The 19,635-nt window shown below is 55.1% G+C and carries 20 protein-coding genes; 9 read left to right on the top strand and 11 right to left on the bottom strand.

Going from position 1 to position 19,635, the window contains the following annotated elements; genetic code table 11:
• Positions 1-73: 73 nt before the first annotated feature.
• The 3 genes from QNN88_RS00635 to QNN88_RS00625 all read left to right on the top strand — a co-directional run bounded on the left by QNN88_RS00635 (position 74) and on the right by QNN88_RS00625 (position 3,355).
• A complete protein-coding gene (locus tag QNN88_RS00635) occupies positions 74-349 on the top strand; it encodes a metal/formaldehyde-sensitive transcriptional repressor (RefSeq protein ID WP_061077600.1) in 276 nt (91 codons plus the stop codon).
• Between the two features lie 32 nt (positions 350-381).
• Entirely contained in the window at positions 382-1,500 is a 1,119-nt protein-coding gene (locus QNN88_RS00630; protein WP_414238532.1) for an S-(hydroxymethyl)glutathione dehydrogenase/class III alcohol dehydrogenase, read from the top strand.
• A 166-nt stretch (positions 1,501-1,666) separates the two neighbouring features.
• Positions 1,667-3,355, top strand: a complete 1,689-nt coding sequence (locus QNN88_RS00625) for a methyl-accepting chemotaxis protein (protein WP_414238531.1) — start codon at positions 1,667-1,669, stop codon at positions 3,353-3,355.
• Positions 3,356-3,405: 50 nt separating this feature from the next.
• Here the strand turns inward: QNN88_RS00625 and QNN88_RS00620 are convergent, their stop codons facing one another.
• The gene (locus tag QNN88_RS00620) at positions 3,406-4,329 is read right to left on the bottom strand and encodes a LysR substrate-binding domain-containing protein (protein WP_414238530.1); all 924 of its coding nucleotides are present in this window, start codon (positions 4,327-4,329) and stop codon (positions 3,406-3,408) included.
• Positions 4,330-4,454: 125 nt separating this feature from the next.
• Between QNN88_RS00620 and QNN88_RS00615 the strand changes: the two genes are divergently transcribed.
• Positions 4,455-5,357 carry a manganese-dependent inorganic pyrophosphatase gene (locus QNN88_RS00615; protein WP_414238529.1) on the top strand — a complete coding sequence of 301 codons (903 nt, stop codon included), beginning with the start codon at positions 4,455-4,457 and terminating at the stop codon, positions 5,355-5,357.
• Between the two features lie 41 nt (positions 5,358-5,398).
• Here the strand turns inward: QNN88_RS00615 and pcaG are convergent, their stop codons facing one another.
• Positions 5,399-6,019, bottom strand: a complete 621-nt coding sequence (gene pcaG, locus QNN88_RS00610; protein ID WP_414239326.1) for a protocatechuate 3,4-dioxygenase subunit alpha — start codon at positions 6,017-6,019, stop codon at positions 5,399-5,401.
• Positions 6,019-6,756 (bottom strand): protocatechuate 3,4-dioxygenase subunit beta, encoded by a 738-nt coding sequence (gene pcaH / locus QNN88_RS00605; protein WP_414238528.1) that lies wholly within the window; start codon positions 6,754-6,756, stop codon positions 6,019-6,021. The genes pcaG and pcaH overlap by 1 nt, the downstream gene beginning before the upstream one ends.
• Before the next feature lie 238 nt (positions 6,757-6,994).
• Between pcaH and QNN88_RS00600 the strand changes: the two genes are divergently transcribed.
• The 4 genes from QNN88_RS00600 to QNN88_RS00585 all read left to right on the top strand — a co-directional run bounded on the left by QNN88_RS00600 (position 6,995) and on the right by QNN88_RS00585 (position 12,161).
• A complete protein-coding gene (locus tag QNN88_RS00600) occupies positions 6,995-8,338 on the top strand; it encodes a VOC family protein (protein WP_414238527.1) in 1,344 nt (447 codons plus the stop codon).
• 45 nt (positions 8,339-8,383) lie between these two features.
• Complete coding sequence (locus tag QNN88_RS00595) at positions 8,384-9,892, top strand: carboxylesterase/lipase family protein (protein WP_414239325.1); 1,509 nt, start codon at positions 8,384-8,386, stop codon at positions 9,890-9,892.
• Between the two features lie 220 nt (positions 9,893-10,112).
• Positions 10,113-11,768, top strand: coding sequence for a glucan biosynthesis protein D (locus QNN88_RS00590; RefSeq protein WP_414238526.1), 1,656 nt, complete (start codon positions 10,113-10,115; stop codon positions 11,766-11,768).
• Between the two features lie 168 nt (positions 11,769-11,936).
• The gene (locus QNN88_RS00585) at positions 11,937-12,161 is read left to right on the top strand and encodes a YdcH family protein (RefSeq protein ID WP_042318909.1); all 225 of its coding nucleotides are present in this window, start codon (positions 11,937-11,939) and stop codon (positions 12,159-12,161) included.
• A gap of 209 nt (positions 12,162-12,370) precedes the next feature.
• Here QNN88_RS00585 and QNN88_RS00580 read toward each other — a convergent pair whose 3' ends face one another.
• The 7 genes from QNN88_RS00580 to QNN88_RS00550 form a co-directional block, all read right to left on the bottom strand.
• On the bottom strand, positions 12,371-13,147 hold the full coding sequence (locus QNN88_RS00580; protein WP_414238525.1) for a DeoR/GlpR family DNA-binding transcription regulator: 777 nt from the start codon (positions 13,145-13,147) through the stop codon (positions 12,371-12,373).
• A gap of 15 nt (positions 13,148-13,162) precedes the next feature.
• A complete protein-coding gene (locus QNN88_RS00575) occupies positions 13,163-13,795 on the bottom strand; it encodes a ribulose-phosphate 3 epimerase family protein (RefSeq protein WP_414239324.1) in 633 nt (210 codons plus the stop codon).
• An 11-nt stretch (positions 13,796-13,806) separates the two neighbouring features.
• Complete coding sequence (sgcA, locus tag QNN88_RS00570) at positions 13,807-14,238, bottom strand: SgcA family PTS sugar transporter subunit IIA (protein WP_414238524.1); 432 nt, start codon at positions 14,236-14,238, stop codon at positions 13,807-13,809.
• Positions 14,239-14,356: 118 nt separating this feature from the next.
• A complete protein-coding gene (gene sgcQ, locus QNN88_RS00565; protein WP_414238523.1) occupies positions 14,357-15,163 on the bottom strand; it encodes a BtpA family protein SgcQ in 807 nt (268 codons plus the stop codon).
• Positions 15,164-15,173: 10 nt separating this feature from the next.
• Positions 15,174-16,487 (bottom strand): PTS sugar transporter subunit IIC SgcC, encoded by a 1,314-nt coding sequence (gene sgcC / locus QNN88_RS00560; protein WP_042318918.1) that lies wholly within the window; start codon positions 16,485-16,487, stop codon positions 15,174-15,176.
• A gap of 12 nt (positions 16,488-16,499) precedes the next feature.
• Positions 16,500-16,778 (bottom strand): PTS sugar transporter subunit IIB SgcB, encoded by a 279-nt coding sequence (gene sgcB / locus QNN88_RS00555; RefSeq protein ID WP_086512595.1) that lies wholly within the window; start codon positions 16,776-16,778, stop codon positions 16,500-16,502.
• A complete protein-coding gene (locus QNN88_RS00550) occupies positions 16,775-17,896 on the bottom strand; it encodes a M42 family metallopeptidase (RefSeq protein WP_414238522.1) in 1,122 nt (373 codons plus the stop codon). The genes sgcB and QNN88_RS00550 overlap by 4 nt, the downstream gene beginning before the upstream one ends.
• Before the next feature lie 184 nt (positions 17,897-18,080).
• Here QNN88_RS00550 and rimL point away from each other — a divergent pair, with 184 nt between their 5' ends.
• A complete protein-coding gene (gene rimL, locus QNN88_RS00545; protein ID WP_414238521.1) occupies positions 18,081-18,626 on the top strand; it encodes a 50S ribosomal protein L7/L12-serine acetyltransferase in 546 nt (181 codons plus the stop codon).
• Here rimL and ydcK read toward each other — a convergent pair.
• Positions 18,618-19,598, bottom strand: a complete 981-nt coding sequence (gene ydcK, locus QNN88_RS00540) for a YdcK family protein (RefSeq protein ID WP_414238520.1) — start codon at positions 19,596-19,598, stop codon at positions 18,618-18,620. The genes rimL and ydcK overlap by 9 nt on opposite strands.
• Positions 19,599-19,635 lie beyond the last annotated feature (37 nt).

The following is a 19,635-nucleotide window of genomic DNA, read 5'->3' as shown; positions in this document are numbered from 1 at the left end:
TTTAACAAAGCAATTATTTCACAATTATTTAAAAAGGTGATAGTATACCCCCCTATAGTATCAAGGAGGGCGTATGCCGCATTCCCCTGCAGATAAAAAACGTATTCTGACTCGCGTCCGGCGCATTCGGGGGCAGGTGGATGCCCTGGAGCGCGCGCTGGAGTCCGGCGAGCCTTGCCTGGCTATCCTGCAACAAATCGCCGCGGTTCGCGGTGCATCCAACGGTTTAATGGGCGAAATGGTTGAGATCCACCTGAAAGATGAGCTGGTGAGTGGTGAAACCACCCCTGACCAGCGCGCGGTGCGCATGGCTGAGATCGGCCACCTTCTTCGCGCTTATCTAAAATAAACACATCACCTCGCAATAAAGGGAAGAGACAGATGAAATCACGTGCAGCAGTCGCGTTTGGCCCCGGCCAGCCGCTTAAAATTGTTGAGATTGACGTCGCACCGCCGAAAAAAGGCGAAGTTCTGGTCAAAATCACCCACACCGGCGTCTGTCACACGGATGCTTTTACGCTGTCTGGTGACGACCCGGAAGGCGTTTTCCCGGCGGTTCTGGGGCATGAAGGCGGTGGTGTCGTCGTGGAAGTCGGTGAAGGCGTCACCAGCCTGAAGCCAGGCGACCATGTTATCCCGCTGTATACCGCCGAATGCGGCGAATGCAAATTCTGTAAATCGGGGAAAACCAACCTCTGTCAGGCCGTACGTGCGACTCAGGGGAAAGGCCTGATGCCGGATGGCACCACCCGTTTTTCTTATAACGGCGAACCTGTGTATCACTACATGGGCACCAGTACCTTTAGCGAATACACCGTATGTGCGGAAATCTCGCTGGCGAAAGTCAACCCACAAGCGCCGCTGGACAAAGTGTGTCTGCTGGGCTGTGGCGTTACTACGGGCATCGGTGCCGTGCATAACACTGCGAAAGTGAAAGAGGGCGATACCGTCGCTGTGTTTGGCCTCGGCGGGATCGGCCTGGCGGTGATTCAGGGGGCGGTACAGGCGAAAGCCGGACGCATTATTGCCGTCGATACCAACCCGGAGAAGTTCAAACTGGCGGGTGAGATGGGCGCAACCGACTTCATTAACCCGAAAGACTATGACAAACCTGTTCAGGAGGTGATTGTTGAACTCACCGACGGCGGCGTCGACTTTAGCTTCGAATGTATCGGTAATGTCAATGTGATGCGTGCGGCGCTGGAATGCTGCCATAAAGGCTGGGGCGAGAGCATCATCATTGGCGTTGCTGGCGCCGGTCAGGAGATCAAAACGCGTCCGTTCCAGCTGGTGACAGGCCGGGTCTGGCGCGGCTCAGCTTTTGGCGGCGTCAAAGGACGTACCCAGTTGCCGGGCATGGTAGAAGACGCAATGGCCGGGAAAATCCAGCTGGATCCGTTCATTACCCATCGTCTGCCGCTGGAGCAAATCAACGACGCGTTTGACCTGATGCACGAAGGTAAATCCATCCGTACCGTTATCCATTTCGGCGATAACTGATTCATTCGCCAGCGGAACTCACCGCTGGCGCTTTCCTTTTTTTAACATAAATGTTGTCAAACTGTGACGAAATCGGCGCTTTTCCCGGTAAGTAAACGTCGCGGAATGCCGATGACTATCTAACGGGCGCGTATCACGCACTAATCCTACAAGAGAGTCGACGGTCATGGACAACACATCATCGATGCAGGCACCGCATAAGCTGGGCTTTTTGCATCACATCAGGCTGGTTCCGCTGTTTTCCTCCATTCTCGGTGGCATCCTTTTACTGTTCGCATTGAGCTCAGGTCTGGCGGGCTACTTTCTTATGCAGGCTGACCGCGATCAGCGGGACGTGACGGATGAGATTCAGGTGCGCATGGGATTATCAAACAGTTCGAACCATCTGCGTACGGCGAGAATCAACATGATTCATGCCGGCGCGGCGAGCCGGATTGCTGAAATGGATGACATGAAGGCGAACATTGCCGCAGCGGAAAAGCGCATCAAGCAGTCTGAGGAAGGGTTTACCATTTACATGGCGCGCAAGGTGAAAACCCCTGCGGATGAGGCGCTGGATGGCGAGCTGGAGCGCAGTTTTAAGGCCTACATTGCAGGAATGCAACCGATGCTCAAGTACGCCAGAAACGGCATGTTTGAAGCGATCATCAATCATGAAAGTGAACAGGCAAGACCCCTGGACGACAGTTACAACAAGGTCCTGTTAAAGGCGATTGAACTGCGCATGGCGCGGGCGAACCAGTTAAGCGAACAGGCACATCAGCGCACGCAACTGGGAGTGATATTCATGGTTGGTGCCTTTGGTCTGGCACTGGTGCTGACGCTGATGACGTTTATTGTTCTGCGTCGCACCGTTATTCAACCGCTGCAGCATGCCGCGCAGCGTATTGAGCAAATTGCCGCCGGTGATCTCACCATGCAGGATGAACCTACCGGGCGTAGCGAGATTGGGCGTCTGAGTCGTCACCTGCAACAGATGCAGCGTTCGCTGGTGCAAACGGTCGGATCGGTGCGTCAGGGCGCTGAAGAGATTTATCGCGGTACCAGCGAAATCTCGGCGGGCAATACCGATCTCTCTTCACGCACCGAAGAGCAGGCGGCGGCGATCGAACAGACGGCGGCCAGCATGGAAGAGTTGACCGCGACGGTGAAGCAAAACGCCGATAACGCACACCACGCCAGCAAACTGGCGGAAGACGCGTCCGGCAAAGCCAGTCGTGGCGGGCAGATGGTTTCCGGCGTGGTCCAGACGATGGGCAATATTTCGACCAGTTCGAAGAAAATTTCTGAGATCACCGCGGTCATTAACAGTATTGCCTTCCAGACCAATATTCTGGCGCTGAACGCTGCAGTAGAGGCCGCACGAGCCGGTGAGCAAGGGCGTGGATTCGCCGTGGTCGCCAGCGAAGTCCGCACGCTGGCCAGCCGCAGTGCCCAGGCGGCGAAAGAGATTGAAGGGCTGATCAGCGAATCCGTCCGTCTCATCGATCAGGGTTCCGGTGAAGTGGTCGCGGCCGGGAACACGATGACCGACATCGTGGAGGCGGTTAAGCGTGTCACCGATATCATGCTGGAAATCGCCGCGGCGTCGGACGAACAGAGCCGGGGAATTGTGCAGGTCAGCCAGGCTATCTCTGAGATGGATAAAGTAACTCAGCAGAACGCTTCGCTGGTGGAAGAGGCCTCGGCGGCGGCTGCGTCACTGGAAGAGCAGGCAGCACGTCTGACACAGGCCGTAGGCACATTTCGCTTGCAGGGCGGACGCGCGGATAAGCGCGTGCTGACAACCCACACGCCCGTTCAGCCATTAACACAGCCGGTTACCGATCACGGGGATAACTGGGAAACGTTCTGATGCCATTACCGGATGAGGCGCAAAATCGCCTCATCCACCCCACAACCAGACTACAACGGCATTGATTTACGAATGGCGGCAATTAAGGTCTGTGCGCCAGATGAGAGCGGCGAATCCACGCGAGTCAGAATGCCGATCGGTTCACCTGCTCCCTGCGTCGGTACGGGCAAGGAAACCAGTGTGGCCTGGCGCAAATCTTCCTTCACCGCGCCTGACGGCACAAACCAGACGTAGTCATAATCAACGGTTAACTGGCGCGACAGCGATGCAGAAAGCGTTTCAATACAGCCGGTTGGCATCTTGCAGCCCTGGCTTTGCAACAGCGTCTCGGCATTTTGCCGCGGTACGGTGCCTTTTGGCGAGACCACCACGGGCCACTCCATCACGCGACTCAGCGTCACATTTTCCTGCAATAACGGGTGGTTGGGGCGCACGACCAGTTTTAACGACTCGAGAAACAGCAGCTCATAATTGAGGCCGCTCATTAATTCCGGATCGGACATCCGGCCAATGCCAATGTCGATCTCGCCGGATTTGAGCCCCGCCAGCAGCATGGTGTTGTTCATTGTCGCCACCTGCAGCGTGGTCTCCTTCTGCTGCTGATGAAACGGACCGATCACCGAAGGCAAAATACCCAGCGCGGCGGTGGGCAGGGCGCCTATCCTTACCACATCATTGTTAAGACCTTCTTTACGATTCAGCGCCTGTCCGGCGGTGTTGAGCGCATCAAGCACCTTCACCGCGTGGGTTAAGAACTGCTCGCCGGGCAGCGTTAACTGCGCGCCAAGCCGACCGCGTTCGAAGAGGCGGGTACCGGTCAGTTGTTCCAGTTCGTTAAGCGTTTTGGAAAGCGCAGGCTGGCTGAGGTTAAGGGTTTCGGCTGCGCGCCCCAGGGTTCCTTGTTGAGCGACAGCGACAAATGTATGAAGATGGCGCAATCGGATGCGCTGACTGAACAGACTATTTTTTTCCATAAGCGATGTTAAGAACAGAGCGATGCCAGTGACAAGTAAAGTTGTTTGTTTTTGATAACTTGATTGCAAAATATTATTAACATTTAACTTATTTAAGTAACAGCACTTTCTCTTCGGAGGCGAAAATGATCCATGTCGTTGGTCACCTTAACCCTGACAGTGATGCCATTTGCACGGCGTTCATGGCGGCCCGCTGGTTGAACATGCGCGGATTTCAGGCCACCCCCTGGCGACTGGGCAATCCCAATCGCGAAACCCGATTTTTGTTCGAGCGTGCAGGCCTGGACATGCCTGCGTTGCTTGAGATGCCGCTGACTGACCTCGACGTCTGGCTGGTGGATTTCACCGAACCGACGCAGGGACCAGAAACCCTGCTGGCGAGTAATATCGTCGGTATCATCGATCATCATCGCCTGGGTGGGCTGGTGACCCGTTTGCCGCCAGAAGTATGGGTAAAGCCGGTGGGCAGTAGCGCCACGTTGTTGTGGCAACTGATGAGCCCCCAGAACAGAGCACAGATAACGCCTGCGCAAGCTTTATTACTGTTGGGCGCAATATTGAGTGACACTGTCACGCTGCGTTCGCCCACCACCACGGCGGATGACCGTCTGGCCGTCGAAGAACTGGCACCGCTTGCCGGGGTTGATTTGGCGGCATTCAGCGCTGACTTGCTGAGTGCGAAAACCAGCGTCGAAGGGCTGAGCGCCAGTGAACTACTGCAAAAAGATATCAAGCGTTTCACCATTAACGGGCAACAGGTGAGCGTCGCGCAAATTGAACTGTACGCGTTAAATCAGGTCGCCGATGTGCTGGACGCCCTGCGTGTGGAGATGGCTGATTACGCAATCCGCAGCGGGGCGGATTTGGTGGTACTGATGTTAACGGATATTAACGCCGGCCATTCGCAGCTCTGGTTTGCAGGCCCGTATCAGCCTGAGATGAGACAACCGGTGACGGTGGAGGGAATGTTGAGTCGTAAAAAACAGATGCTTCCCTGGCTGGAAACTCATATTGCTATCCCGGAATAGAACAGCCAGAACGGGCTGACAGATTCAGCCCATTCTCTTGCTCAGACGTCAAAAAAGACGGTTTCGTTTTCGCCCTGCAGGTGAATATCGAAGATATAGACAGTCTCGCTACCACGCTGTTCGCGGCGGGCAATCAGGGTCTGACGGCGAACTTCCCATTCGATCAGATTGAGTACCGGATCGCGCTGGTTAGCTTCCTGTTCATCCGCGAAATAGAGGCGGGTATTCAGGCCAATATTGATGCCGCGCGCGACGATCCACAGATTGACATGCGGAGCCATCATGCGGCCATCACGTCCCACCACGCAGCCCGGTTTGATGGTGTCGAAACGCCATACGCCGCTGTCAAAGTCTGAACAGGTGCGTCCCCAGCCGCGAAAATCCGCGTCGAGCGGTTTGTCTTCCTGATGATCAGCCGGATGGTTGTAGCGTCCGTGGGCGTTGGCCTGCCAGATCTCCAATAGCACATCGCGCACCGGCGTGCCTGAACCATCAATGACCCGTCCTTCGATCACAATGCGTTCGCCTTCGGTATGGCTGTTGGTCAGCGTGGAGCTGAAGTTTTTCTCAAAGATATGAAATCCAGCGGCGTCAGGCGCAAGCCCAATGTGCACATACGGTCCCGCCGTTTGCGAGGCGGTTTCCTGCATATACTCTTTCATCATGCGCCTCCCTGAGTGCGGTTTTCAAACAACGTCGCGCGCTGTCCGCGAAGTACGAGGTCAAAGCGCCAGGCCAGGCAGTCGAGCGGTACGGCGGCGTGGGTATCCAGTTCGGCAATCAATGTGCGGATCGCATCATCGTTATTGAGGGTTTTCACAATCGGACACTGTTTGATTAGCGGGTCGCCTTCAAAATACATTTGCGTAATTAAACGTTGAGCAAAGGCCTCGCCGGAGAGTGAAAAGTGAATGTGCGAGGGACGCCAGTCGCTGACCTGATTGCGCCACGGGTAGGGGCCTGGCTTGATGGTGCGGAAAAAGTAATAGCCGTTCTCATCGGTCAGCACCCGTCCGCAGCCGCCAAAATTAGGATCGATTGGCGCGAGATACTGGTCTTTCTTATGGCGATAACGACCGCCTGCATTGGCCTGCCAGACTTCGACCAGCGTGTTTTTCATCGGACGGCCAAAGCCGTCGCGCACGTAGCCGTGAACAATAATGCGCTCGCCAATCGGCAGGCCGTCTTTGGCGTAATTCATAATCAGGTCGTTATCCAGCGGGCCAAGATCGTTATCGCTGAATACCGGTCCGGTAATTTCCGATAATGAATTTTGCAAAGAGATTAGCGCATTGCGTGGTGAGCGCAAAACGCTGGTCTTATAGCCGGGGGCAAAGGCCGGGGGATGGCTGTTATAGTCGCGATGGATCACCTCGCGAGAGGGCTTTTTTTCATACATAGCGTAACTCCGGTACAGGGAAGAGATTTATTGTTTTAGGGTCACCGGAGGTAGTTTGTGTAAATGTATTGTTAATTAAAAGTGAATTTATGCCGCTTATTGCATAACCAGACGCTATACAAAATCACCGCGGCGGACATAGGGTGAATCCAGGTGAGATCACACTTTGTAAATTCTTCCCCCCAGAATGAATGGTCTTTCCTACACTCCAGGTAACATTCACTGGAGGCATGACATTATGGCGAACACCATCACGGCAGATGAGATTCGGGAATACTTTTCGCAGGCAATGTCAGCAATGTACCAGCAGGAAGTTCCGCAGTACGGCACGCTACTGGAACTTGTGGCGGATGTGAATCTGGCGGTCCTCGAAAACAACCCCACGTTGCATGAAAAGCTGGCCAATGCGGATGAGCTGGCGCGCCTCAACGTAGAACGTCATGGCGCGATACGCGTCGGTACGGCGGAGGAGCTGTCCACGCTGCGGCGCATGTTTGCGATCATGGGGATGTTTCCGGTCAGCTACTACGATCTCTCTCAGGCCGGCGTGCCGGTACACTCCACGGCATTTCGCCCCATTGACGATGCCTCGCTGTCGCGAAATCCGTTTCGCGTTTTTACCTCTTTACTGCGCCTGGAACTGATTGAAAACGCCTCGTTGCGCCAGCGTGCGGCAGAGATCCTCGCGCAGCGCGATATTTTTACCCCACACTGTCGTGAACTGCTCGACGTCTGGGATAGCCAGAATGGGTTTACTGCCTCACAGGCTCACGAGTTTGTGAAAGAGGCGCTGGAAACCTTCCGCTGGCATCGTCATGCCACCGTGGATGAGCAAACCTATCACGCGTTGCATAATGAACATCGTCTGATTGCCGATGTGGTCTGTTTCCCCGGTTGTCATATCAATCATCTGACGCCCAGAACGCTGGATATCGACCGGGTGCAGTCGATGATGCCGGAATGTGGCATTGAACCGAAAGTGCTTATCGAAGGTCCGCCGCGCCGCGACGTGCCCATTCTGTTACGCCAGACCAGCTTTAAAGCGCTGGAAGAACCGGTGCTGTTTGCTGGCGAAATGCAGGGGACGCACACGGCCCGCTTTGGCGAGATCGAACAACGCGGCGTAGCGCTGACGATAAAAGGACGCCAGTTGTACGATGAATTACTCAGCAACGCCGGTACCGGAAAAGATAACCTGACGCACCAACTGCATCTGCAAGAGGTGTTTAACGCGTTTCCGGACAGCGAGTTCCTGTTACGCCAGCAGGGGCTGGCCTGGTTCCGCTATCGTCTGACCCCGACAGGCGAAGCGCACCGCAACGCGATTCGTCCCGGCGACGATCCGCAACCGCACATTGAACGCGGTTGGGTGCAGGCGCAGCCCATCACTTATGAAGATTTCCTGCCGGTCAGCGCGGCGGGGATTTTCCAGTCGAATCTGGGCAATGAGACTCAGGCGCGCAGTCACGGTAACGCCAGTCGCGAGGCCTTTGAACAGGCGCTGGGGTGTCCGGTGTTTGACGAGTTTGTACTGTATCAGGAGGCGGAAGAACGCAGCAAACGGCGTTGCGGCCTGCTTTAATCCAGGTATCCTGTAGGGATCTGCGATTAACGGGTAAATATGGACATGATCAATCCTGGTATTCCTCTGATTCAAACCGTACAGGGACAGCTAATGGGTGTCGTACAGGACGACATCCACCTCTGGCGCGGTATTCCTTACGCCGCGCCGCCGACGGGGAAATGGCGTTGGCGCGCGCCGCAGCCCGTCACTCCCTGGTCCGGGATTCGTGACGCGAATACCTTTTCCAGCGCCAGCTGGCAGGACATTGAGTACTGCAAAGAGTTGGGCGGCGGAGATCCCGGCGCATTTTCTGAAGACTGTCTCTATCTCAACGTCTGGTCCCCGGCGGAACGTCATCAGCCACTTCCGGTGATGGTCTGGCTGCACGGCGGCGGCTACACCATTGGCGCGGGTAGTCTGCCGCCTTATGACGGCGTTGCGCTGGCAAAGCGTGGCGTGGTTGTCGTTACTGTCAACTATCGCCTCGGTCATCTCGGCTTTTTTGCTCATCCGGCGCTGGAAGACGAAGCGGGCGAGGCTCTCAATAATTTTGCCTTGCTCGACCAGATAGCGGCGCTGCGCTGGGTACAGGAAAACGTCGCTGCGTTCGGCGGCGATCCGCAAAACGTGACGCTGTTTGGTGAGTCGGCAGGGGCGCGCAGCGTACTCTCGCTGTTAGCCTCCCCACGTGGGAAAGGGCTGTTTCATAAAGCGATTGTGCAGAGCGGCTACACGTTGCCGGACACGCCTCGCGAAATCGCGCTGGAAAACGGGGTAGCGCTGGCTGAACACTTCGGCTTGCAGAATGCGACGGCGGAACAGCTACGCGCCATTCCGGCTGAGGCCTTCTGGCCACTGGGCGCGCCATTTAAAATTGCGCCAACGCCGATCTTCGGTGATGCGGTACTGCCGGAACCAATGCTGGACATCTTTTTCGCCGCCAGACAGCACCCGATGCCCGTCATGATTGGTTCTAACAGCGATGAAGCCAGCGTGATGGCGGTTTTCGGCGTTGATCTGGCCGGGCAAATCCAGAAACTGCGCCGTGAACGCCGACTGGGGCTCGGTCTGATTAAGCTGCTGTATCCGGGCGTGAAGGGGGATGAGGAACTGGGTCGACAGGTGTGTCGGGACATGGCGTTTACGGCATTGGGCTATGTGGTGATGCAGGCGCAACAGCGGATCGGCGAACCCTGCTGGCGCTACTGGTTCGATTACGTTGCAGAATCGGAACATCATACCTACGCCAACGGCGCCTGGCATGGCAACGAGGTGCCTTACGTATTTAATACCTTAACGCTCGCTGAACCTTCGCGAAATTACGTGAACGAAAACGATCTCGCCTTTGCTTCCCATGTTGCGGATTACTGGGTCAATTTTGCCCGTCACGCCAGTCGGACCTGCGATGTGCTTCATGGTCCCGTGCGCTGGCCAGCCTGTATTCAGGGTCGCGACCGGTTGTTACGTATCGGGCTAAATAAGTTTGCCGGATTTAAGGTCGAAAACCGGTTTATGCGCGCCCGGCTGGCATTGTTTAAACGGGTGATGACGCAGCACGTCAGCCTGGATTAGCTTTGCAAAAGTTGAAAGTTTGCGCGAGGAACTTTACGTGGGAATCAGGCTGTTCTCATCGACACAAAATATTTTCCATTTTGTTCAGATAATCTGCGGGCAACAATTGGATTATTAATCAATTTTGTCTAGAGTGAGCGGTCAGAATTATGCATCTTCTTGCCGCTGTCGAGCGCCAGCGCGGGACCCTTCACATGACCAGAAGGATTTACTTTCAGGTATGAATCGCAGACGATTTATTAAAGGTTCAATGGCAATGGCCGCCGTGTGCGGCACCAGTGGTATTGCTTCACTCTTCACCCGTGCCGCGTATGCGGCGGAATCCGACATTGCGGATGGGCAAACCGTCCGCTTTGATTTTTCCGTACTGCAGTCGATGGCGCACGATCTCGCGCAGAAACCTTGGGGCGGCGCGCCGCGTGCGTTGCCCAATACGCTGGCGAATCTGACGCCGCAGGCTTACAACAGCATTCAATACGACGCCGCGCAATCTCTGTGGAACAACGTCGAAGGCCGCCAGCTGGATGCGCAGTTCTTTCACGTCGGGATGGGCTTTCGTCGTCGCGTGCGCATGTTCTCTGTCGATTCCAGCACCCACCTGGCGCGTGAGATCCACTTCCGCCCGGAACTGTTTAAATACAATGATGCTGGTGTTGATATCAAACAACTGGAAGGGCAAACCGATCTCGGCTTTGCCGGTTTTCGCGTCTTTAAAGCGCCTGAGCTGGCGCGACGCGACGTGGTTTCTTTCCTCGGTGCGAGTTATTTCCGCGCGGTTGATGACACCTATCAGTACGGGCTTTCCGCGCGTGGCCTGGCGATAGATACCTACACCGACACCAAAGAAGAGTTCCCGGATTTCACCGCCTTCTGGTTTGATACGGTGAAACCCGGCGCCACCACCTTTACCGTATACGCGCTGCTGGATAGCCCGAGCATCACCGGCGCCTATAAATTCGTGATTCACTGCGAGAAGAGCCAGGTGATCATGGATGTCGAAAACCGTCTTTATGCCCGCAAAGACATCAAACAGTTGGGCATCGCGCCGATGACCAGCATGTTCAGCTGCGGCAATAACGAACGCCGCATGTGCGATACCATTCACCCGCAAATCCATGACTCCGATCGTCTGGCGATGTGGCGGGGTAACGGTGAGTGGATTTGTCGTCCGCTGAACAACCCGCAGAAGCTGCAATTCAACGCCTATACCGATAACAACCCGAAAGGTTTCGGCCTGCTGCAACTGGATCGCGATTTTAGCCACTATCAGGACATCATGGGCTGGTACAACAAACGCCCAAGCCTGTGGGTCGAACCGCGTAACCGGTGGGGGAAAGGCACCATCGGTCTGATGGAGATCCCGACAACCGGCGAAACGCTGGATAACGTGGTCTGCTTCTGGCAGCCGGAAAAAGCCATCAAAGCAGGCGATGAGCTGGAATACCAATACCGTCTCTACTGGAGCGCACAACCACCGGTTCGTTCACCGCTGGCGCGTGTGCTGGCCACCCGCACCGGTATGGGCGGTTTCCCTGAAGGCTGGGCGCCGGGCGAGCACTACCCGGAGAAATGGGCGCGGCGTTTTGCAGTCGATTTCGTCGGCGGCGATCTGAAAGCGGCCGCACCGAAAGGCATTGAGCCGGTGATTACACTCTCCAGCGGCGAAGCGAAGCAGATTGAAATTCTCTACGTAGAGCCGTTTGATGGTTATCGCATCCAGTTCGACTGGTATCCGACGTCCGATTCGACCGAACCGGTAGACATGCGCATGTTCCTGCGCTGCCAGGGTGAGGCGATCAGTGAAACCTGGCTGTATCAATATTTCCCGCCAGCACCTGATAAACGCACGTACGTTGACGATCGCGTGATGCGTTAGGCCCTCAAAACGCCCTTTTAGTGACAAAAGGGCGTTTACCCTTGTTCTGTACGAAATATCTGTTCAGGAATTAAACTCGATCCCGTTCGCATTTTTCCCTAAGTCAAATGGGTAAGCTGAAGGCGTGTATTTCTTATACACATGGTTTACCACTAACAGGGAGAGCGTATGTTTCCAGAATACAGAGATCTGATTTCCCGACTGAAATCCGAGAATCCTCGCTTTTTGTCGCTTTTCGAAAAGCATAACAACCTTGATCATGAAATTGCCAGGCTGGAAGGTTCCGATGGTCGGGGATACAATCTCGAAGTCGTTCGTCTGAAAAAACAGAAACTTCAGCTGAAGGACGATATGCTCAAAATACTGCAGAAAGAAAGTGTTGACGCGGGATAACCCGCATTTTGAGCCGCCAGACCTGGCGGCTTGAGAGAGATGACAAACCTTATCCTGAAACCGGATAAGAAGAGATCACCTCATTAAAAATCAGGAAAATCAATTCATTGATTTTCGGCTGATAATTACAGAGAAGGAAAAACCACGCTTTCTCCTTCTCTGTCTGCAATCTAAGCCGCCAGACCTGGCGGCTTTTTTGTGCCTGAAATTCAGCGATGGGGCAAAACCAAATGGCATCCTGCGTGGCTATAGCGCTGCACAATGTCATCCGCCAGCGCGCTGTCGCTGATAATGGTTTTAATGCAGGAGAGTGTCGCGACCGCGTGAGGTTCGACGACGTCAAACTTTGAATGATCGGCCATCAGTACGACGTCGCGGGCGCGTTGAATAATTCGTGTTTTCACGCCGACTTCGAACATCGTGGCATTGGTGATCCCCGTGGCCAGCGACAGCGCATCACAGGAAATAAAGGCCCGCTCCACCGAAAAGGCATTGATCATCTCCAGCGCCAGGCTTTCCCCCACTGAAAAATAGCCCGGACGAATAAGCCCGCCGATGATGTAGCTTTCGACATGTGGAAAACAGCCCAGCTCGTTGGCGATTTTGATGTCGTTACAGATGACTTTCACACGCGCGTCAGCCAGACATTTCGCCAGTTCAAGGCAGGTGGAACCGGAATCGAGAAAGAAACAGTCGCCGTCTTTAATCATCGTGCGGGCAAGGGCGGCAATCTCTTTTTTTGCCTCCATCTGTAACGTCCGCTTGACCTCAAAGACATATTCTTTGTCGTCCATGCTGTCGTCGAAATCCAGGCAACCATGACCGCGAATCATGCCGGGATACTGGCTGGCGATATACTGGAAATCACGACGGACGGTGGCCTCCGCATAGCCAAACAGTTCTATGGCCTGCTGGGTGGAGAGATGGCGATGTTGCCACAGATAGTGCAGCATCTGTTTTATACGATCAGGGCGCTGTTGGCTCATCGAAGCAATCTCCTCTTACAGTCCGGCAAACCGGGATAACGTGGCGTGATAATTCTCTGATGAGAACAGTGCACGCCCCACGACAAGATGCTGTGCGCCCGCTGCCGCCAGGTGTTGTGCGGCCAAAAGCGTAATGCCGCCGTCGGCCCAGCACTGCGCGTCAGGGAAACACTCGCGTACACGACTCACCTTCTCACACAGAGCAGGAATGAACTGTTGATCGACTCCGTCGGGTTCGCTGGTCATCACCATCAGCGCGTCAAGCTGTGGCGCCAGATAGCGGTATGCGTCAACTGGCGTTGCCGGATTCACCGCCAGCCCGGCCTTTGCGCCAATACGGCGGATCTCTGCCAGCGTTTGCGAAGGGTATGCCAGCGCTTCGGCATGAACAAAAATCCACGCCGGTTTGAGCGCCGCCAGGGCGGGAAACCAGACCTGCGGACGGGCAATCATGAAATGAAACGAGAGGGGATGCGTCGTCTGTCGGGCGACGGCCTGCACGGTTTTGAGGCCAAAAGTAATGTTGTTGATAAAGCTGCTGTCTTCGATATCCAGATGCAGTGAGCCAATGTCGGCATCGGCCAGTGCCGTCAGTGTCGCTGCGTAGTGCAGCGGATCTGCCGACGCGAGAGAAGGGTGCAGAATCATCATTACCTCCGTTACCCACAGACCTGTGCGAACAGCGCGGCGTCGGTTTGCGCATGCCGGACCGCCGCGAGCCGTTCAGGCGAATCGATAAACTGACTGATGCGCTGGATGGTAAGGATATGGGCATTGGCATCCGTCGCGCTGACGCACAGTAACAGCCAGACTGGATCACACTCCTCATGACCAAACGCGACAGGCGTTGTGAGCGTCGTGATGCTGACCTGATTATGGTTAGCGCCTTGTTCGGGCCGCGCATGGGGCAACGCGATGCCGGGGGCGATAACATAGTACGGTCCCCAGTTCAGGGTGTTTTCGATGATACCGTCCACATAGCCTGGTTGCGCAGCGCCAAAGGTAATCAGCGGGCGTGCGGCGATTTCGACGGCCTGACGCCAGTCTTTAGCCTCTCGCTGCGCCTGTACCCACTTAACATCGTTAATCATCAGTCGTTGACTCCTTGCCGGTTAGGGTTACTCTGATAGCGATCCCCGTCGAGACTTTTGACGAAGGCGGCAGGGATCGCTGTACTACCGGGGGTAAGCGCGCTGCTTATCCCCTTTTTTATTGCCGCAGGTGATGCACTTTTTCCATAAAACGACTGACCCGCGCCTGATCGACAAAGTTGGCGAACACGCCGTCCTTTTTAAAGGTGGTGGCCGTTACGCAACCGTCAGCGATGCTGAGTTGTTCCTCAACGTTTTCCAGACACACGCCGGTGTTCGCCAGTACCACGGTATCAGGCACCGTCTCTTTTACCCGCTTCAGCAAGGCGCTGTCGGTACGGGCACCCGCCGTCAGGCCAGAAACGCAAAGGGCGTCGGGATGGTTGTTAAAGACGGTCGATTTGGCAATGGAACAAATATCGCGATTGCCCAGATACACCGCCGCTTCCGGCACAATGTTGAACAGCGTTTTGACCTCACCCGCGCCGATGCGGTGTTGATGACGAATGGTCTCACCGACGTTGGTATCCCAGACGCCAAAGTCGCTGGCGTAGGCGCCGGTAAAAATTTCGCGAATGAATTTTGCCCCTGTCGCCATCGCCAGATCGAACGACGCGACTGGGTCCCACAGCACATTGACGCCAAACGGAATGCGGATTTCGCCCATCAGTTGTCCAATCACTCTCGCCATTGCCGCCGTGGTTTCCGGGCGAACCTTCGTGAGATAGGGGAGACTAAACTCGTTGGAAAACATGACGGCATCCACACCGCCATTCTGTAGCGCCAGCAGATCGTCCCGGGCGCGGTCGATTACCCAGTTCATCCCTTTCTGTGCATCAAATCCCGGGTCGCCTGGCAATGCGCGCAAATGGCACATAGCAATGACGGCTTTTTCCGTTCCTATAACCTCTTTCAGCCAACTCATGAAGTACTCCTTATTCCGATAGTTCACGTTTACGTAAGAACAGTACGACGCTGGCGACGATACCCACCGCCACGACGACGCCAATGATGCCAAGCGACATCAGCTCCGAGATTGACCAGCCAAACATATTGCCCACGGACAGCGCGGAGATTTGCGCGTTTTCACCGGCAAAACTGAAGCCGCCCTTAAGCGCCATTTCGGTGAAGTACGGGGCAAACTGCGTGGCGATCAACAGGACGGTGACCATGACAATCACGCCGCTGATTAAGGTACGAATCAGGTCGCCGCGATGGATCACCGTCGCCATACAGATAAAGAACGGTGCAACGGGCAGATCGGCAAGCGGCAGCACTTTGTTGCCGGGTAGGATGCTGGCCAGAATCAACATGATGGGGATCAGCAGCAGACCAACGGCAATAGTGGTGGGGTGGCCGAGCGTGACGGCGGTATCCAGCCCGATATACACTTCGCGCCCCTTGAAATGTTTCTGGAAAAATTTCCGTGCGCCGTCGGAGATGGGGAGCAACCCTTCAACAATCAGGCGGATCATGCGTGGGAATAGCACCATAATCGCCGCGACGGTAATCATCAGACTGGCGCAGCCTTTAAATCCTTCACCGGCGGCGAGGCCAAAGATCAGGCCGAGCACCACGCCGATAATTACCGGGTCGCCCACCATCCCGTAGCGTTTCTGGATCTCCTGGGCATCGATGTTGCGTCCCTTCATGAACGGAATTTTTTCGTAGATGGCATCCAGCAAAACGAACAGCGGAACAGAACTCGAACCATAGCCCTGTGGGATGGAAATCCCCTCCAGACCGACGATGCTCTGCACCCGTTTTGCCGTCCAGTCGGCCATTTTTAACGACAGCGCTGCGTGGCAAATGGCCCCCAGCACGCCATAAATCAGGCTGCCGGTCATTAACTGGACCACGGTGCCGGTAATGGCGTAATGCCAGTAGTTATAGATATCGACGTTCATGGTTTTGGTCAGACGGGTGACCAGCATCGCGACGTTGAGCAGAAAAATGATCGGGATAATCATTGCGCCAATGGCGGTGGCGTACCCGACGCCGGAGGCCGGCCCTGCGCCGACGTCAAACACATGCAGGGTCAGGCCGAAGCGTTCAATCATCACTTTGATGGGCGGGCTGAGGCTGTCGATCGCCATCACGATCACCAGCCCCATCCCGACAAAACCAATCCCTACCGTGACCCCGGCCTTGATCGCCTGCAGCCAGGGAATACGGAAGATTAACCCAATCACAATCATGATGATGGGAACAAAAACGGTACCGCCGAGAGACAGGATGTAGTCAAACATAGTGCCTCCTTATTATTGCGTTAACAGTGCCTTGATTTCTTGCTTCAGGGCGTCGTCGTTAATTCCCGTTAGCAGGGCCGCGCCGTTTAACGTGGGAACGCCGTAATCGTTGTTGGTGCGCATGGAGGTCACAATCAGGTCCATGCCGTTACAGTTCAGCGGGATCTCATTGAGACAGCACTGGGCGGTGCTTGCCGCAATGCCTTGCTCGGCAAGGAACTCCTGCAACTTGTGCGCAATCATGGTTGACGTCGACATGCCGGTACCGCATGCCACAAGGATCTTTTTCATAATGGATGTGCCTCTTGTGTAGTGCCTGAATCAGGCTCAACGGGAAAGTGCTCGGCTGGCAGACCAGCCAGGGCGGTCAATAAGCGAATGCAGTCAGTCAAATCACGCAGACTGGCGACCTCCGCCGGAGAATGGGTATAACGACAAGGGATGGAGAGGCTGGCGCAGGGAATGCCGTCCTGCTCTACCTGGATATAGCCCGTTTCGGTGATAACGCCGGGGGCCACTTCGCGCTGCACGGGAATATGGTGCGCAAGGGCCGTTTGCTCGAGCATCTGGATCAGCCGTGGCGGCGTAATTAATCCAGCCAGCGTGCCGCGACCGTGATAGTTCAGGCAGGTGATGCCAACGCCCTGATTGATGCGAACCTCGGAGTAGTCCTGTAGATCCGGCGTATCGCACGACGGCGTGATATCAATGCCGATGGCGAGATCCGGTTTAACGCGACGCAATACCGGGACAATGCCGCGGATGTTGAACTCTTCCTGCACGGAGGCCACCAGATACACCGCGATATCCAGCGAGGCTGCGCCGATGGCATCCGCGACGCCCAGTAGCGCAGTACATCCCAGTCGATCGTCCAGCGCTTTACTACACACGAGATCGTTAGCCAGCAGTTGCGGTGGGTTATACAGCGTAACCGGTGTGCCCACCTGAATGCCCATCCGCTGGGCATCGGCTTTATCTTTCGCGCCAATATCAATCCACAGTTTATCGACGGAAGGCGATTGTGTGCGCTCATCTCCTTTTGCGAAGTGGTACGCCTTAATGCCAATGCATCCCATCACCGGGCCGTTCTCCCCGGCGAGTGTGACGACGGAACCAGACATGGTGACCTGCGCCGGGCCGCCCACGCGTTCGAAGCGTAAAAAACCCGACGGCTCAATTTTGCGCACCATAAAGCCGACTTCATCCATATGGGCAAACATCATCAGTCGCAAGGCATTCGGATTATCGCTGCCGTAGCGGGCGACGACATTTCCTAACCGATCGCGCCAGACCTCTTTCGCCTGTCGTTTAAATTCGCGTAGCATGACCTCAGCGACGCTGTTTTCATGCCCTGAAATAGCATTGAGGGGCAAAAGCGAGAACAGCGTTTCCTGCACAGAAAATGACATAAGGATCTCCGTAGACGATAAAACAATCACTCGTTGAGCGTTTTATAGGCGCTGGCTGGGCGAATAATTGTGAACAGCTTCACGCGGAAACAGCGAAAGCGCAGGAAATAAAAAATAATGTGAGACAAGTAGAATAAAAGCGCTCAGCGCTGATGAATGTCTGAACGAGGGAGGAAACTATCGGATGAGTGAAATTATTGAGGTCAATGACACGCTGCACCTTCGGGCAGTCGAGGAATGCCACGTCACCGGGTTGTATCAACGGGTACGTAAAAACAGCGCCTGGCTACAGCAGTTTCTGGACTGGCCGCAATACGTCAAGAGTGAAGAGGATACGCGCAAAACCGTGCTGGGCAACATCATGCTGCATCAGCGAGGTTACGCCAAAATGTTCCTCATTTTTGACGGCGATGAGATGCTGGGCGTGCTGTCGTTTAATCAGATAGAGCCGTTGAACAAGACGGCGTATATCGGTTACTGGCTGGATGAGGCGCAGCAGGGGAAAGGGATCCTGTCGCGGGCGTTGCAGGCGTTTATTCACTATTATGCCGGGCGCGGTGAAATTCGTCGCTTTGTGATCAAATGCCGGGTTAAGAATCTGGCCAGCAATCAGGTCGCACTGCGCAATGGTTTTGAACTGGAAGGCTGCCTGAAACAGGCGGAATTCCTGAACGGACACTATGACGATGTAAACCTGTACGCACGGATCATCGATGTGCCGCTACAGTGAGCCAATCAGCGGGGTGCGGGTGATATGCTGCGCGTCGCTATACACTTTCGGGCCGCGCAGGTGAATGGCGTCGTCTGCGGCGGCCTCAACGGTGGTGTGTCCGCGGATGTCGACGTGATTCTCAATCAGTACCTCACCGAGAATGCGCGCAGCGCCTTCAATCAGAATGTGATCGTCGAGTAAAATCGGACCGCCGCGCAGCACGGCGTTTCCGCCGACCAGGACGTGATGTTTAAGGACACAGTTACCTTCAATCCGCGCCTGTTCAGCCACCTGTGAACTGTAGCGCAGAGTAGGGATCGCATCCTCTCCCGTTCCGGCGATCACCTGTGCGCGACCGTAGACTTTGGCACAATCGCAAATCCAGACGTTGTTTTCGTCATTACCTTCAATCAACGCGTCATCAAAGACCTCGGCACGATGCTCGATAAACGCGTAGCTGACGATGGCATCGCCATAAATTTGCGCCTGATGAACAATGCGCGAGTTGATGACCGTGGCGCGGTCATAAATTTGCAGGATCTGATCGCGTTCAACGGTGAGTCCGCGTGCCGCGACGATTTCTGATTGTTGCAGAATCCGTGCGTCGCCAAAGAGATGGCAGTCGCCATGCACAGTAGAAGACTGAATAGTGACGTTGTCACTGATTATGGCACCATGACTGAGATCGGCGTGGTCAATCCAGACGTTATCGCTAATGATGACGTTATCACGCAGAAGACAGGGTTGCGTGATCCGCGCATTGCCAGAAATCTTACAGCCTGCAAAGGCCAGCGTATTTTCGTCGTAAATCCAGCAGTGTCCGGCGTGGGCCAGCACGTTTTCGCTATCAATCCAGCCACCCGCGTCACCGGCTTTTACATCACTGAAGTCAACAAGTGCGATAATCTGGCGTAGTAAAACGCTCTTTTTATTGCCATTATCCAGATAGCTGAACGCGCGCGGTTCGTCGCTGAGTCGGTATTTACGCATGAAGGCATTCCGTTTAGTTGCTTACTCTAACCGTAGC

The sequence above is a fragment of the Citrobacter sp. ANG330 genome, assembly GCF_047467925.1.
Classification (GTDB): domain Bacteria; phylum Pseudomonadota; class Gammaproteobacteria; order Enterobacterales; family Enterobacteriaceae; genus Citrobacter_A; species Citrobacter_A amalonaticus_G.
Note: the sequence above shows the minus strand (reverse complement) of the source record. Positions and strands in the feature narration are given on the sequence as shown.

Excerpts from the sequence above, each read along its gene's own strand:
- ydcK (WP_414238520.1), bottom strand. The coding sequence starts at position 19,598 with ATGCGTAAATACCGACTCAGCGACGAACCGCGCGCGTTCAGCTATCTG.
- QNN88_RS00620 (WP_414238530.1), bottom strand. The coding sequence starts at position 4,329 with ATGGAAAAAAATAGTCTGTTCAGTCAGCGCATCCGATTGCGCCATCTT.
- QNN88_RS00580 (WP_414238525.1), bottom strand. The coding sequence starts at position 13,147 with ATGAGCCAACAGCGCCCTGATCGTATAAAACAGATGCTGCACTATCTG.
- QNN88_RS00585 (WP_042318909.1), top strand. The coding sequence starts at position 11,937 with ATGTTTCCAGAATACAGAGATCTGATTTCCCGACTGAAATCCGAGAAT.
- QNN88_RS00635 (WP_061077600.1), top strand. The coding sequence starts at position 74 with ATGCCGCATTCCCCTGCAGATAAAAAACGTATTCTGACTCGCGTCCGG.
- QNN88_RS00595 (WP_414239325.1), top strand. The coding sequence starts at position 8,384 with ATGATCAATCCTGGTATTCCTCTGATTCAAACCGTACAGGGACAGCTA.
- sgcQ (WP_414238523.1), bottom strand. The coding sequence starts at position 15,163 with ATGAGTTGGCTGAAAGAGGTTATAGGAACGGAAAAAGCCGTCATTGCT.
- QNN88_RS00630 (WP_414238532.1), top strand. The coding sequence starts at position 382 with ATGAAATCACGTGCAGCAGTCGCGTTTGGCCCCGGCCAGCCGCTTAAA.
- QNN88_RS00625 (WP_414238531.1), top strand. The coding sequence starts at position 1,667 with ATGGACAACACATCATCGATGCAGGCACCGCATAAGCTGGGCTTTTTG.
- QNN88_RS00615 (WP_414238529.1), top strand. The coding sequence starts at position 4,455 with ATGATCCATGTCGTTGGTCACCTTAACCCTGACAGTGATGCCATTTGC.
- rimL (WP_414238521.1), top strand. The coding sequence starts at position 18,081 with ATGAGTGAAATTATTGAGGTCAATGACACGCTGCACCTTCGGGCAGTC.
- QNN88_RS00575 (WP_414239324.1), bottom strand. The coding sequence starts at position 13,795 with ATGATTCTGCACCCTTCTCTCGCGTCGGCAGATCCGCTGCACTACGCA.
- QNN88_RS00590 (WP_414238526.1), top strand. The coding sequence starts at position 10,113 with ATGAATCGCAGACGATTTATTAAAGGTTCAATGGCAATGGCCGCCGTG.
- sgcA (WP_414238524.1), bottom strand. The coding sequence starts at position 14,238 with ATGATTAACGATGTTAAGTGGGTACAGGCGCAGCGAGAGGCTAAAGAC.
- pcaH (WP_414238528.1), bottom strand. The coding sequence starts at position 6,756 with ATGTATGAAAAAAAGCCCTCTCGCGAGGTGATCCATCGCGACTATAAC.
- sgcB (WP_086512595.1), bottom strand. The coding sequence starts at position 16,778 with ATGAAAAAGATCCTTGTGGCATGCGGTACCGGCATGTCGACGTCAACC.
- pcaG (WP_414239326.1), bottom strand. The coding sequence starts at position 6,019 with ATGAAAGAGTATATGCAGGAAACCGCCTCGCAAACGGCGGGACCGTAT.
- QNN88_RS00550 (WP_414238522.1), bottom strand. The coding sequence starts at position 17,896 with ATGTCATTTTCTGTGCAGGAAACGCTGTTCTCGCTTTTGCCCCTCAAT.
- QNN88_RS00600 (WP_414238527.1), top strand. The coding sequence starts at position 6,995 with ATGGCGAACACCATCACGGCAGATGAGATTCGGGAATACTTTTCGCAG.
- sgcC (WP_042318918.1), bottom strand. The coding sequence starts at position 16,487 with ATGTTTGACTACATCCTGTCTCTCGGCGGTACCGTTTTTGTTCCCATC.